Raw genomic sequence first — 14368 nt, 5'->3', positions numbered from 1 at the left:
TTATGTTCAGCGAACTGTGTCCTTTGGCTGAAACCGACTTCCCCGCTCTGCTGCGCCCCGACGCAGCAGGGCATTTGTTGCATTCGGACAGCCGCCAGATTCAAAACGGCGACGTATTTGTGGCCTGTCAGGGCGAATATGCCGACGGCCGCAGCTATATCCCCGCCGCCATTGCCAATGGTGCGTCTTTTGTTTATTGGGACGACGACGGCAAATTTGCCTGGAATCCCGAGTGGAATGTGCCCAACCAAGGCATTAAAGATTTGAAACACCGTGCTGGGATCCTAGCTGCCAAAATTTACGGCAATGTGACCGGAGTACTTGCAGAGCCTTCCGAAGGTTCAGACGGCCTCAAAGTATGGGGCGTCACCGGTACCAACGGCAAAACCTCCATCACGCAATGGCTGGCGCAGGCGGCGGATTTACTGGACGAAAAATGCACCGTCATCGGCACGGTCGGCAACGGCTTTTGGGGTGCATTGGAAGAAACCACACATACCACGCCCGATCCCGTAACCGTGCAAACCCTGCTGGCGCGTTTCAAGCAGCAGGGCGCAACGGTGGCGGCGATGGAAGTCTCCAGCCACGGTCTCGACCAATTCCGCGTCAATGGCGTAGCGTTTCAGACGGCCGTGTTTACCAACCTGACGCGCGACCACCTCGATTACCACGGCACGATGGCCGCCTACGGCGAAATCAAAGCGCGCCTGTTTTACTGGTACGGCCTGAAACACGCGGTGATTAACGCCGACGATGCTTTTGGTGCCGAGCTGATAGGCCGTCTGAAAAAAGACCGCCCCGAAGTGGCGGTGTACGGTTACGGTTTCAGCGATAAGGCCGACATCCGCATTACCGCGTTTGCCGCCTCTTCAGACGGCATGGCCGTCGAATTGGCAACGCCGTGGGGCAACGGCCACTGGCATACCCGCTTGCTCGGCCGTTTTAACGCGCAAAATCTGGCCGCCTGCGTCGGCGTGTTGTGCGCCAACGGCTATCCGTTGGATAAGGTATTGAACGCGTTGGCGCAAATCCGCCCGGCCACCGGCCGCATGGACTGCATCATGAATCCCGGCAAACCGTTGGTGGTGGTCGATTACGCGCACACGCCCGACGCGCTGGAAAAAGCCTTGTCCACCTTGCAGGAAATCAAAGCGCAAGGCGCGGCTTTGTGGTGCGTGTTCGGCTGCGGCGGCAACCGCGACAAAGGCAAACGCCCGCTGATGGGCGCGGCGGCGGCCGCAGGCGCGGATAAAGTGGTGGTCACCAGCGACAATCCGCGTATGGAAGTGCCGGAGGACATCATCGACGATATTCTGCCCGCCGTCCCCCATCCCGAAAAAGTCGAGGCCGACCGCAAAGCCGCGATTGAATACGCCGTGGCGCAGGCAGCTGCCGCCGACATTATCCTGATTGCCGGCAAAGGCCACGAAACCTATCAGGACATGCGCGGCGTGAAACATCATTTTTCCGATTTTGAGATTGCCGAACAAGCATTGGCGGTGCGTTAAAAAGGCCGTCTGAAAAAGAAGTCAACCGTGAAGAGATTGAAACAATTAAGCCGCCTTACCGCCGTTGCCGCCACATTAACCCTGTTGGCAGGCTGTTTCGGCATGGTTGGCGGCGGCGCATCCAACCGGCCGTTTGGCGAAATTACCCGCCTGCAAAATATGCCGCCGCCGACTACGGGCAGCCTGCCTAATCCGGTCAAAGGCAAAACCTTCAGCGATACTTGGAGCGCCGCCCGCAGCAACGGCCGCCGTCACGAAGGCGTGGACATTTTTGCCAAAAAAGGCACGCCGGTACGCAGCACCACTTACGGCATTGTCACTAAAATCGGCGAAAACCGCTTGGGCGGCAAAGTGGTCGGCATTCAAGGCGCGGGCGCATGGCATTATTATGCCCACCTGAGCCGCTTTGCCGACATCAAACTCTACCAAAGCGTGCAGGCCGGACAAATCATCGGCTATGTCGGCGATACGGGTAATGCCAAAGGCACTGCGCCACACTTGCATTACGGCGTGTATCTGCGTAACGGCGCGATTAACCCCTATCCGCTGGTAAACCCATACCGCTAGGCCGTCTGAAAAACAAAGAAAAAGATATGAAACCTTTAGACCTAAACTTTATCTGCCAAACCCTTAATCTGCCGTTGCCGTCTGAAAATAAGGCGGTAAACCGTATTGTCACCGACAGCCGCGACATCCGCGAGGGTGATGTATTTTTTGCTTTGGCAGGCGAGCGTTTTGACGCGCATGATTTTGTTGCCGACGTATTGGCGCAAGGCGCGGCTGCGGCGGTGGTGTCGCGCGACGACTGCGCCGCGCTGGTTGGTGCATTGAAAGTGGACGACACGCTTGCTGCCCTGCAAACACTGGCGGCGGCTTGGCGTGATAATGTGAATCCGTTTGTGTTCGGCATTACCGGCTCCAGCGGCAAAACTACCGTGAAAGAAATGCTGGCAGGTGTATTGCGTCATGCCTTCGGCGAAGAAGCGGTATTGGCGACGGCGGGCAATTTCAACAACCACATCGGCCTGCCCTTAACTCTTTTGAAATTAAACGGAAAACACCGCTATGCCGTGATTGAAATGGGCATGAACCATTTTGGCGAACTGGCCTTGCTGACCCGCATTGCCCGCCCCGACGCGGCTTTGGTCAACAATGCCCTGCGCGCGCATGTCGGCTGCGGTTTTGACGGCGTGGGCGATATTGCCAAGGCCAAAAGCGAGATTTACCAAGGGCTGTCTTCAGACGGCCTCGCGCTGATTCCGGCGCAAGACGCCAATATCGACGTATTTAAAGCCGCGACCGCTGGTTCGAATACGCGTACTTTCGGCGCGGAAAGCGGCGATGTACACGCGGAAAATATTGTGTTGAATCCCTTGTCCTGCACTTTTGATTTGGTCAGCGGCGAAGAATGCGCCGCCGTGGTGCTGCCCGTACCCGGCCGCCATAATATTGCCAACGCCTGCGCCGCCGCAGCTTTGGCGCAGGCTGCCGGTTTGAGTCTGCAACAAATTTCAGGCGGCCTCAAAGCGTTCAGCAACATCAAAGGCCGTCTACAAATCAAAGCCGGTATCAAAGGTGCTACTGTGATTGACGATACCTACAACGCCAATCCTGACAGCATGAAAGCAGCGATTGACGTATTGGCCGCGCTGTCCTCTCCGCGCGTGTTTGTGATGGGCGATATGGGCGAATTGGGCGACGATGAAGCCGCCGCCATGCATGCCGAAGTGGGCGCGTATGCCCGCGACAAGGGCATTGAGTTTGCCTATTTTGTCGGCGATGACAGCGTGGAAGCGGCGGAAACTTTCGGTGCGGCCGGTTTGTGGTTCGCTGCCAAAGACCCGCTGATTCAGGTGATGAGCCACGATTTGCCCGAGGGGGCGAATGTGTTGGTGAAAGGTTCGCGCTTTATGGCGATGGAAGAAGTGGTCGAAGCGTTGCTGGACAAACAGGCCGTCTGAAAACTGCCTGCAAAGACAATAGGAAGGCGCTGCTTGCGTGTTCCGGAAAGAAAAAAGATTATGTTTGATTGCGCTTTTTACATCCAAACCGAAGAGCAGGCGCGTGAAATTGCGGCGCAAATGGCTCATCCTGCCGAAGCGTTGGAAACTTCCGGCCTGACTGATGTCGATATGGCCAATGTGTTTGCGATTGCCGCAGGCGAAGACTTCGATTTTGACCGGCACGAGCTGATTCCCGTGGAAGAAGCGCAGGATTACTCGCTGTATCAAGTGCCGCCGCGTTTGCTGGATTTGCTGGCTGCCGCCGATGAAGCAACCTTGAAAGGATGGGCGGCGGAATGGGCGAAATCGGAAGAATTCGGTTTTATCGAGGAAAACAGTTTTGAAGACGAAGCCGATAAAGACAACGGCGAATTTGTGACCCAACTGGCCGATTTGTTGACTTCCTTATCCTTATTGGCACACGAAGCCGACGGACAAAGCGTGGTTATGATGATTTACACCGATTATCTGCCCGGCGATGACGAAGACAACGAAGAATACGATATTGAAGCGGATCGGATTGACTGACGTTTGCAGATTAAGCCGCCGAACCATTTTTCAGACGGCCTCGCGCCGCGATACGAATAAATACACAAGGAAAGACATGTTATGTTTTTATGGTTAGCCCACTTCAGCGATTGGTTTTCCGCGCTGAATGTATTTCAATACACCACCTTCCGCGCTGTGATGGCGGCATTGACCGCGCTGGCGTTTTCACTGCTTTTGGGTCCGTGGACCATCCGCAAGCTGACTGCGCTGAAAGTCGGCCAAGCCGTGCGCACCGACGGCCCGCAGACCCACTTGGTAAAAAACGGCACGCCGACCATGGGCGGATCGCTGATTCTGACTGCAATTGCCGTATCCACCCTGCTGTGGGGCAACTGGGCGAATCCGTATATCTGGATTCTGCTGGCGGTGTTGCTGGCGACCGGCGCATTGGGCTTTTACGATGACTGGCGCAAAGTGGTGTATAAAGACCCCAACGGCGTGTCTGCCCGTTTCAAAATGGTGTGGCAGTCGAGCGTGGCTTTGGGGGCGGGTTTGGCCTTGTTTTTCCTCGCCAGCAGCAGCGCCAATGATATTTTAATCGTGCCTTTCTTCAAACAAATCGCCCTGCCGCTGGGCTTTATCGGCTTTATTATTTTGAGCTACCTGACCATCGTCGGTACGTCTAACGCGGTCAACCTGACCGACGGTTTGGACGGCTTGGCCGCCTTCCCCGTGGTGTTGGTGGCGGCGGGTCTGGCGATTTTCGCCTACGCCAGCGGCCATGCCGAATTTGCCCGTTATTTGCAACTGCCGTATGTCAGCGGCGCCAACGAAGTGGTGATTTTCTGTACCGCCATGTGCGGCGCGTGTTTGGGCTTTTTGTGGTTCAACGCTTATCCCGCGCAGGTATTTATGGGTGATGTCGGCGCATTGGCGCTGGGCGCGGCTTTGGGCACGGTGGCCGTGATTATCCGCCAAGAATTTGTCTTGGTGATTATGGGCGGCCTGTTTGTGGTGGAGGCCGTATCGGTGATGTTGCAGGTCGGCTGGTACAAACGTACCAAAAAACGCATTTTCCTGATGGCGCCGATTCACCACCATTACGAGCAAAAAGGCTGGAAAGAAACGCAGGTGGTGGTGCGCTTCTGGATTATCACCATTGTATTGGTCTTGATTGGTTTGAGCAGCCTGAAAATCCGCTAAGGCCGTCTGAAAAAATATATAACATATAAAGAGCAGGCAGATACTGCCGCCGATTGTTTACGCTTCGTTGTTTGAATCACTTTCACACAGGAAAGGGAATAAACAATGTTGGGGATATTATTGCTGTTGGTATTCGGCAAATTGCAGGAATCGTTTTTTACCGAAAACAGCCGGGCGTGGCATTGGGCGTTGGCCTATACGCTGCTGAGCGGCATATGGTCAGCCGTATTCGGCATAAGCGGCACGCTGCTGCTGGGCTTGGTTTCGCTCTTTTTATACACATGGGGCTATTTCGCCCTACTGCGCCGTGTCAGCGACAGTCTGCTGCTTTGGCTGGCGGTGTATCTGCTGGGGGCGCTGCTTCCGTTTCTGTTGGCGGTTGCCGCCGTAGGTTGAAAGGCCGTCTGAAAAATGGCTACTCTGTATGAAATTATCGGCGGCGATGCAGGTGTAACCGCGCTTGTTGCCCGCTTCTACGATTTGATGGACAGCGACCGCCGCTACGCCGCCCTGCGCGCCACCCACAGCGAAAGCTTGGATTACGCTCGCGAGCGGCTGTATCAATTTCTCAGCGGCTGGCTGGGCGGGCCGCCTTTGTACGAGCAGGCGCACGGCCATCCGCGCTTGCGTGCGCGGCATATGCCGTTTGCCGTGACCGTGAAAACGCGCAACCAATGGATAGCCTGTTTCGCCCAAGCCCTGCATGACAGCGGTTTGGATAAGAAATACGCCGAAGCCCTGCTGCTGAACCTGTTTGCCTTGGGCGATTGGATGCGCAACCAAAACGAAGCGAATCATCCGCCGCCGCAACCGCCCGCCGCCGTACCGCTAGAAATGCGTTTGGCGGAATTGAAAGTATTGTTGGCGGAATACGGGATTGCGGGATTTTTTTGAATAGACAAACGGTTTTCAGACGGCCTTATCATTACAAAGGCCGTCTGAAAGCAATCTATGTAAGACAAATAGGGTGGGTTAAAACCACACTCTGCAAATGACAAACAAAATACGGTTAACACAATGAACTGGCAAAACAAAAAAGTTTTAGAAAAGTAGGGTGGGTTTTAACCCACCATTTGCGTAATAATATTAAATTAAATAACTATATTATTTGGATTTATTTGATGGGAAACTCTGAACAGAAAAAAGAAAAGTCTGCATTCGAGCAGCTACTATATTCAGCAAGAATTACTGCAAATTGTAAGTATATAGCAGCTGATAGATTGATGAGATTCAAGCATCTTACTTTTTGCGTGACTACAATGCTTTCTTTAGGCTTAATTTTTATCCCTCTATGGGTAATGCATTACCCGCCACCACATAAGTTTAGTGCGGAATTTTTAAATATTTTCCAAATTTTTCTAGCTGTTGCAACATTGGTATATTCTGTAATTATTTCAATGGCTGGGTATGATTTAAGGATATATAAATTACAGGATTGTGGTGGTAAGTTAAGAGCATTTGTAAAGAAATTGAGAGTGAAGCAAGATAATAGTCGACAGGATATATTTAATAAAAGTATAGAGAAGATTAATAAAGATGAGGCAACTGAAGAAACTAATGAAAATACTGGCAGAATAGTAACCGATGAAGATATGGGAAAATATCAAAAAGAATATCATCAGATATTATCTTCTGCTGAACAACATATGGGTATAGATTATTTGATTCATATCAATAGTGATAAGGAATATAAAGATAAAGTTTTTAGCTCCTATTATTTTAAAAAATTTTGGAGTCTTCATACTGCAGCTTTTTTCTACCTATATTAATGATTATATTGGAACTTGTTGTTATTGCAGACTTAATTGGATTTACAGATATTCTATCCAAGATATGATTGATATAATTTGAAAATATTTATTTAGATTGGAATTGCAGGGCATGAATTGGCAAAACAAAAAAGTTTTAGTCGCCGGCTTGGGCGGCACGGGTATTTCCATGATTGCATTCTTGCGTGGGGCAGGGGCGCAGGTAGCGGCTTACGATGCCGAATTGAAGCCTGAGCGCGTGTCGCAAATCGGCAAGATGTTTGACGGCCTGACCTTTTATACCGGCAATCTGAAAGACGCGCTGGACAACGGCTTTGAAGTTTTGGCACTCAGCCCGGGCATTACCGAGCGCACCCCCGAAATCGAAGCGTTTAAACAGCGCGGCGGGCGCGTGGTCGGCGATATTGAGATTTTGGCAGGTGTGTTGAATGAGCGCGGCGACAAAGTCATCGCCATTACCGGCAGCAACGGCAAAACCACCGTGACCAGTCTGGTCGGCTACCTGTGTATCAAATGCGGTTTGGATACCGTGATTGCGGGCAATATCGGCACGCCGGTGTTGGAAGCCGAATTGCAGCGCGGCGGTAAAAAAGCCGATGTGTGGGTGTTGGAATTGTCCAGTTTTCAATTAGAAAACACCGAGCATTTGCGCCCCAGCGCCGCCACCGTGTTGAATATTTCCGAAGACCACCTCGACCGCTACGACGATTTGCTGGACTACGCCCATGCGAAAGACAAGATTTTCCGTGGCGAAGGCGTGCAGGTATTGAATGCCGATGATGTGTTCTGCCGCGCCATGAAACGCCACGGCCGCGACGTGAAATGGTTTTCGCTGGCACATGAGGCCGATTATTGGTTTGACCGCGAATCAGACCGTCTGAAACAGGGCGGCAGCGATTTGATTGATGCCGCCGAGATTCCGCTGCAAGGTTTGCACAACGCCGCCAATGTCTTGGCTGCGCTTGCCTTGTGTGAGGCCATCGGTCTGCCGCGCAACGAATTGTTGGAACACGTCAAAACCTTCCAAGGTCTGCCGCACCGCGTGGAAAAAGTGGGTGAGAAAAACGGCATAACCTTTATTGACGACAGCAAAGGCACCAATGTCGGCGCCACCGCCGCCGCGATTGCCGGTCTGCAAAGCCCGCTGTGGGTGATTTTGGGCGGTATGGGCAAAGGACAGGACTTTACCCCGCTGCGCGAGGCACTCAAGGGCAAGGCCAAAGGTGTGTTGCTGATGGGCGTGGACGCGCCGCAAATCCGTCAAGATTTGGCCGGCTGTGGTGTGCCGCTCACCGATTGCGCCACGCTGCAAGAGGCGGTTCAGACGGCCTACCGCCAAGCCGAATCAGGCGACATCGTGTTACTCAGCCCGGCTTGTGCCAGCTTTGATATGTTCGACGGTTACGCCCACCGCGCCCAAGTGTTTGTTGAAGCGTTTAAGGCTTTGTAAAATCTGAATGAGTGAATAACGTGAGTGTGGAGTAGGCCAATAGAATATTTTTTGGACTTCAGAAACGTATTTTGTTAGGCAGACAGAATCCGCAAGGATTCGTCGTTCCCGCGCAGGCGGGAATCCAGAAGCCAAATATTTCTGCAATATTTCCAAGATAACAGGAATTCAAACGTCTGGATTCCCGCCTGCGCGGGAATGACGAAAATCTGGCGATTTTCTGTCTAATGAAGATACCTACTGTTCTGAAAACAATATAATATTTGGAATTTTATTCCGACCCCGCATTGAACCGCTCGCCACATTTTTTCAGACGGCCTCAAATCATTCAGGCCGTCTGAAAACACAACCCCAATAAAATAATGAAAACTGATTTCCTAAAACTTCCCCGTTTGTCTGTTTTTCTCGATCGGCCGATTGTGCGCAGCGGTCAGAAAATCGACGTGTCGCTGCTGTGGATGATTATCCTGATGACGGCGTTCAGCCTGATGATGATTTACTCTGCCTCCATCGCGTATGCGGCGGCGGAGGGCGGCGACAAGTATTCGTTTGTGACCAAACAGGCGGTGTTTGTCGGCTTGAGCGTGGTAATTTGCGGCGGCTTGGCTTTGTTCAATATGAACTGGTGGAAGAAAATCATGCCGTGGTATTTTGCCTTCAGCGGCCTGATGTTGCTCTTGGTACTGGTGGTCGGGCGCGAGATTAACGGCGCGACGCGCTGGATTCACATTGGGTCGGTCAATTTGCAGCCGACGGAATTATTCAAGCTGGCGGTGGTGCTGTATCTGGCTAGCCTGTTTACGCGCAAGGCGGAAGTGTTGCAGTCGGTGAAAAAAATCATCAAACCGGGCAGCCTGCTGGTGGTGGGGCTGCTGCTGATTATGATGCAGCCGGACTTCGGCTCGTTTGTGGTGATTGTGTCGATTGCGGCGGGTATGCTGTTTTTGGCCGGTTTTCCGTGGAAATATTTTGCCATGCTGATGGGCTTGCTGCTGGCGGGCATGGCGCTGCTGATTTTGGCTGCGCCTTACCGTATGGCGCGTGTGGCGGCGTTTCTCGACCCGTGGTCAGATCCGCTGGGCAAAGGCTACCAGCTTACCCATTCGCTGATGGCGATTGCGCGCGGGGAGTGGTTCGGCGTGGGTTTGGGCGCAAGTTTGGAAAAACGCTTTTACCTGCCGGAGGCGCATACCGACTTTATTTTTGCCGTGATTGGCGAGGAATTCGGCTTTTTGGGTATGTGCGTATTGGTGTTCTGCTACGGCTGGCTGGTGTTGCGCGCCTTTTCCATCGGCAAGCAGGCACGGGATTTGGATTTGACCTTCAGCGCGTATGTGGCCAACGGCATCGGCATTTGGCTCGGTATCCAAAGTTTCTTCAATATCGGTGTCAACATCGGTATCCTGCCGACCAAGGGTCTGACCCTGCCGCTGATGTCTTACGGCGGCTCGGCGGTGTTGGTCATGCTGGTGTGCATGACCCTGCTGTTGCGGATTGATTATGAAAACCGCCAAAAAATGCGCGGTTACCAGATAGAGGAATAAGCCCATGAGCGGCAAGACATTTATGCTGATGGCCGGCGGTACCGGCGGCCATATTTTCCCCGCGCTGGCGGTGGCCGATTCGCTGCGCGCGCGCGGCCATCATGTGATTTGGCTGGGCAGCGAAGGCTCGATGGAAGAGCGTATTGTGCCGCAATACGATATTTTGCTGGAAACGCTGGCGATTAAAGGCGTGCGCGGCAACGGTATCAAGCGCAAGCTGATGTTGCCGTTTACTCTGTGGAAAACCGTGCGCGAAGCCAAAAGGATTATCAAAAAACACCGCGTGGCCTGTGTGATCGGTTTTGGCGGCTTTGTGACCTTCCCCGGCGGGGTGGCGGCGAAACTGTCGGGCGTGCCGATTGTGATTCACGAGCAGAACGCCGTCGCCGGTTTGTCGAATAAGCAGCTTTCGCGCTGGGCAACGCGCGTGTTGTATGCATTTCCGAAAGCCTTTGAAAACGCAGACGGTTTGGTCGGCAATCCCGTGCGGGCGGATATTGCCAACCTGCCGCCGCCACAAGAGCGTTTCGCGCAGCGTGAAGGCCGTCTGAAAGTGTTGGTGATGGGCGGCAGTTTGGGTGCAACGGTGTTGAACAATACCGTGCCGCAGGCTTTGGCTTTGCTGCCGGAAAACGAGCGCCCGCAGGTGTTTCACCAATCCGGCCGCAACAAGCTGGCCGATTTGCAGGCCGCTTATGCCGCCGCCGGTGTGGAAGCCGAGTGCGCCGAATTTATTACCGATATGGTGTCGGCTTACCGCGATGCCGATTTGGTGGTGTGCCGCGCCGGTGCGCTGACCATTGCCGAACTGACCGCCGCCGGTGTCGGCGCTTTGTTGGTACCGCTGCCCAGCGCGGTGGATGACCACCAAACCGCCAACGCCCGCTTTATGGTGCACGCCGAAGCCGGTCTGCTGCTGCCGCAGTCGCAGCTGACCGCCGAACGTCTGGCGGAAGTGTTGAGCCGTCTCGACCGCGAAAAATGTTTGGCTTGGGCGCAAAACGCCCGCACTCTGGCCTTGCCGCACAGCGCGGACGACGTGGCCGAAGCCGCGATTGCCACTTTAAAATAAACCTTTGATACTGCTGATAAAGCGAGAGGCCGTCTGAAAAAACGATTTTCAGACGGCATTGGCTATTTTGTTAAATATCCTTTACAATAAAACAATGGCGCAGATTGGCTCAGGCCTTTAAAATAACGCCCTTACGCGCTATTTGCGCTGCTTTCTCTAACCCATTCCCGGAACACGGACCATGATGAAAAATCGCGTGACCAATATCCATTTCGTCGGTATCGGCGGTGTCGGTATGAGCGGCATTGCCGAAGTTTTGCACAATTTGGGCTTTAAAGTGTCGGGTTCCGATCAGGCGAAAAACGCCGTAACCGAATATCTGAGCAGCCTGGGTATCCAAGTGTATCCGGGTCACACCGCCGAGCATGTCAACGGCGCCGATGTGGTGGTGACGTCCACCGCCGTTAAAAAAGACAATCCCGAAGTGGTGGCCGCGCTGGAGCAGCAGATTCCCGTGATTCCGCGTGCGCTGATGTTGGCCGAGCTCATGCGTTTCCGCGACGGCATCGCCATTGCCGGTACCCACGGCAAAACCACCACCACCAGCCTGACCGCCTCCATTTTGGGCGCGGCCGGTCTTGACCCGACCTTTGTAATCGGCGGCAAACTGAATGCGGCCGGTACCAATGCGCGTTTGGGCAAGGGTGAATATATCGTAGCCGAGGCCGACGAATCCGACGCCTCGTTCCTGCACCTGACGCCGATTATGTCTGTCGTCACCAATATCGACGAAGACCATATGGACACCTACGGCCACAGCGTCGAGAAGCTGCACCAGGCCTTTATTGATTTTATCCACCGCATGCCGTTTTACGGCAAAGCGTTTTTGTGCACCGACAGCGAGCATGTCCGCGCCATCCTGCCGAAAGTCAGCAAACCCTATGCCACTTACGGCCTGAACGAAGACGACGATATTTACGCCACCGACATCGAGAGCGTTGGTGCGCAGATGAAATTTACCGTCCACATCAACATGAAAGGCCATGAGCAAGAGCCGTTTGAAGTGGTATTGAATATGCCCGGCCGCCATAATGTGTTGAACGCGCTGGCCGCCATCGGCGTGGCGTTGGAAGTGGGTGCGTCGGTTGAGGCGATTCAAAAAGGTTTGTTGGGCTTTGAAGGCGTCGGCCGCCGTTTCCAAAAATATGGCGACATCAAGCTGCCGAATGGCGGCAGCGCCCTTTTGGTGGACGACTACGGCCATCATCCTGTGGAAATGGAAGCCACCCTTGCCGCCGCCCGTGGTGCGTATCCCGACAAACGCTTGGTATTGGCCTTCCAGCCGCACCGCTACACCCGTACCCGCGATTTGTTTGAAGACTTTACCAAAGTGTTGAACAAAGTCGATGCGCTGGTGCTGACCGAAGTGTATGCGGCCGGTGAAACGCCGATTCAAGAGGCCGACAGCCGCGCTTTGGCGCGCAGTATCCGCGCCTACGGCAAAGTCGAGCCGCTGTATTGCGCCGATGTGAACGAGTTGCCGCAAATGCTGCTGGATATTTTGCGTGATGGCGATGTGGTGCTGAACATGGGCGCGGGCAGCATTAACCGCGTGCCGCAGGCTTTAGTGAATCTGTCGCAGCAGGCGCAGAGCGAATAAATTAAGTAACAGGCGGTCAGAATAACAAAAAAGGCCGTCTGAAAACCGCCGTTTTTCAGACGGCCTCAATGAAGTAAAACCAGAAAGATTGTATGCAAGACTTTGGCAAAGTAGCCGTATTGATGGGGGGCTTTTCCAGCGAGCGCGAAATTTCGCTGGACAGCGGTCGCGCGATTCTCGCCGCCCTGCAAAGCAAGGGTGTGGACGCGCATGCCTTTGACCCGAAAGAAACGCCGTTGGGCGAATTGAAAACGCAAGGTTTTCAGACAGCCTTTAATATCCTGCACGGTACCTTCGGCGAAGACGGCGCGGTGCAGGGCGCGTTGGAATTGTTGGGCGTGCCTTATACCGGCAGCGGCGTGGCCGCTTCCGCCATCGGCATGGACAAATACCGCTGCAAACTGATTTGGCAGGCTTTGGGTCTGCCCGTGCCTGAATTTGCCGTATTGCGCGAAGACAGCGATTTTGCCGCCATCGAGCGTGAATTGGGCTTGCCGATGTTTGTCAAACCGGCCGCCGAAGGCAGCAGCGTGGGCGTGGTGAAAGTCAAAGAAGCAGGCCGTCTGAAAGAAGTGTACGCAGAATTAAAACACTTGCAGGGAGAAATCATTGCCGAACGCTTTATCGGCGGCGGCGAATATTCCTGCCCGGTCTTGGGCAACCGAGGCCTGCCCAGCATCCGTATTATTCCGGCAACCGAGTTTTACGATTTTGCCGCCAAATACGAGCGCGACGATACGGTTTACCAATGCCCGTCTGATTTGAGTGCGGAAGACGAAGCCCTAATGCGCGAACTGGCCGTACGAGGCGCATTGGCCATCGGCGCGGAAGGCTGCTCGCGCGTGGATTTTCTGAAAGACACCGACGGCAAGCTGTATCTGTTGGAAATCAATACCCTCCCGGGCATGACCAGCCACAGTTTGGTTCCGAAATCCGCCGCTGAAACCGGCGTGGATTTTGCCGATTTGTGCATTGAAATACTGAAAACCGCTCATGTGGGATGATGCAAGCGCGATGGGTCGGCTGACCCGCTGGCTACTGCTGCTGATGACGCTGCTGCTCATCGGTACGGGCGTGGCGTGGCTGTATAACTCCAACCATTTCCCCGTGAAGCAGGTAACGGTTAGCGGTAAGCTGAAATATGTAAACGGCAAAGAATTGCAGGCCGTGGCGCAGAAATACATGCGCGGCAATATTTTCCGCGCCGATGTCAACGGTGCGCGTGGCGCATTGCAGCAAATGCCGTGGATTGATTCTGCTTTGGTGCGCCGCCGACTGCCGGATACCGTGGAAATCATTTTGGAAGAGCGCGTTCCCGTGGCGAAATGGCGTGCGGGCGGTTTGGTGGACAGCAAAGGCAATGTGTTCCAGGCCGAAGTAGAAGCGAAGCTGCCGGTATTTGAAGGGCAGCCCGGTACCGGTAAAGACATGGTGCGCCACTACGGAGAGTTTACGGCGGTATTAAAACCGGTCGGGCTGGGTATCCGCGAATTGATTTATACGCCGCGCTCGGCGTGGAAAGTCGTATTGGATAACGGCGTAACCGTGCGCTTGGGGCGTGAAAACGAAACCAAACGCTTGCAGCAGTTTGCCGAAATCTGGCCGGGTCTGCTGGCCAAAAACAAAGACCGCTTGGCCTATGTCGATATGCGTTATAAAGACGGGTTTGCTGTGCGTTACAGCAAGCTTTTAGACGAACCGGCCGAATAATCAGGGCAACGGTTCATACA

At 53.8% G+C, this 14368-nt stretch carries 14 protein-coding genes; all 14 read left to right on the top strand.

The annotated features are described in order from the left end of the window. Window positions 1-2: 2 nt before the first annotated feature. The 14 genes from J2T37_RS06135 (at window position 3) to J2T37_RS06070 (ending at window position 14348) form a co-directional block, all read left to right on the top strand. Window positions 3-1508: a UDP-N-acetylmuramoyl-L-alanyl-D-glutamate--2,6-diaminopimelate ligase gene (locus J2T37_RS06135; protein ID WP_253354559.1), complete on the top strand. Its 1506-nt coding sequence runs from the start codon at window positions 3-5 to the stop codon at window positions 1506-1508. Window positions 1509-1535: 27 nt separating this feature from the next. After that, window positions 1536-2075, top strand: a complete 540-nt coding sequence (locus tag J2T37_RS06130) for a M23 family metallopeptidase (RefSeq protein ID WP_437179466.1) — start codon at window positions 1536-1538, stop codon at window positions 2073-2075. A gap of 26 nt (window positions 2076-2101) precedes the next feature. Then, window positions 2102-3469, top strand: a complete 1368-nt coding sequence (locus J2T37_RS06125; protein ID WP_253354558.1) for a UDP-N-acetylmuramoyl-tripeptide--D-alanyl-D-alanine ligase — start codon at window positions 2102-2104, stop codon at window positions 3467-3469. Between the two features lie 60 nt (window positions 3470-3529). Then, a complete protein-coding gene (locus tag J2T37_RS06120; protein ID WP_253354557.1) occupies window positions 3530-4039 on the top strand; it encodes a hypothetical protein in 510 nt (169 codons plus the stop codon). A gap of 81 nt (window positions 4040-4120) precedes the next feature. Then, window positions 4121-5203, top strand: coding sequence for a phospho-N-acetylmuramoyl-pentapeptide-transferase (gene mraY / locus J2T37_RS06115; RefSeq protein WP_253354556.1), 1083 nt, complete (start codon window positions 4121-4123; stop codon window positions 5201-5203). 105 nt (window positions 5204-5308) lie between these two features. Further along, entirely contained in the window at window positions 5309-5599 is a 291-nt protein-coding gene (locus tag J2T37_RS06110; protein WP_253354555.1) for a hypothetical protein, read from the top strand. A 15-nt stretch (window positions 5600-5614) separates the two neighbouring features. Then, window positions 5615-6097, top strand: a complete 483-nt coding sequence (locus J2T37_RS06105) for a group II truncated hemoglobin (protein WP_367398804.1) — start codon at window positions 5615-5617, stop codon at window positions 6095-6097. Between the two features lie 227 nt (window positions 6098-6324). Next, window positions 6325-6972, top strand: a complete 648-nt coding sequence (locus J2T37_RS06100; RefSeq protein WP_253354553.1) for an SLATT domain-containing protein — start codon at window positions 6325-6327, stop codon at window positions 6970-6972. A 112-nt stretch (window positions 6973-7084) separates the two neighbouring features. Beyond that, a complete protein-coding gene (murD, locus tag J2T37_RS06095) occupies window positions 7085-8422 on the top strand; it encodes a UDP-N-acetylmuramoyl-L-alanine--D-glutamate ligase (protein ID WP_253354551.1) in 1338 nt (445 codons plus the stop codon). Window positions 8423-8784: 362 nt separating this feature from the next. Beyond that, complete coding sequence (gene ftsW, locus J2T37_RS06090) at window positions 8785-9966, top strand: putative lipid II flippase FtsW (RefSeq protein WP_253354549.1); 1182 nt, start codon at window positions 8785-8787, stop codon at window positions 9964-9966. A gap of 4 nt (window positions 9967-9970) precedes the next feature. Further along, complete coding sequence (gene murG / locus J2T37_RS06085) at window positions 9971-11038, top strand: undecaprenyldiphospho-muramoylpentapeptide beta-N-acetylglucosaminyltransferase (protein ID WP_253354547.1); 1068 nt, start codon at window positions 9971-9973, stop codon at window positions 11036-11038. 181 nt (window positions 11039-11219) lie between these two features. Continuing rightward, window positions 11220-12638 (top strand): UDP-N-acetylmuramate--L-alanine ligase, encoded by a 1419-nt coding sequence (murC, locus tag J2T37_RS06080; protein ID WP_253354545.1) that lies wholly within the window; start codon window positions 11220-11222, stop codon window positions 12636-12638. Window positions 12639-12730: 92 nt separating this feature from the next. Then, a complete protein-coding gene (locus J2T37_RS06075) occupies window positions 12731-13642 on the top strand; it encodes a D-alanine--D-alanine ligase (RefSeq protein ID WP_253354544.1) in 912 nt (303 codons plus the stop codon). Further along, complete coding sequence (locus tag J2T37_RS06070; protein ID WP_253354542.1) at window positions 13632-14348, top strand: cell division protein FtsQ/DivIB; 717 nt, start codon at window positions 13632-13634, stop codon at window positions 14346-14348. Before J2T37_RS06075 ends, J2T37_RS06070 begins: the two co-directional genes overlap by 11 nt. The last annotated feature ends 20 nt before the right edge of the window (window positions 14349-14368 follow it).

Source organism: Neisseria perflava, from assembly GCF_024170405.1.
Lineage (GTDB): Bacteria > Pseudomonadota > Gammaproteobacteria > Burkholderiales > Neisseriaceae > Neisseria > Neisseria perflava_B.
Note: the sequence above shows the minus strand (reverse complement) of the source record. Positions and strands in the feature narration are given on the sequence as shown.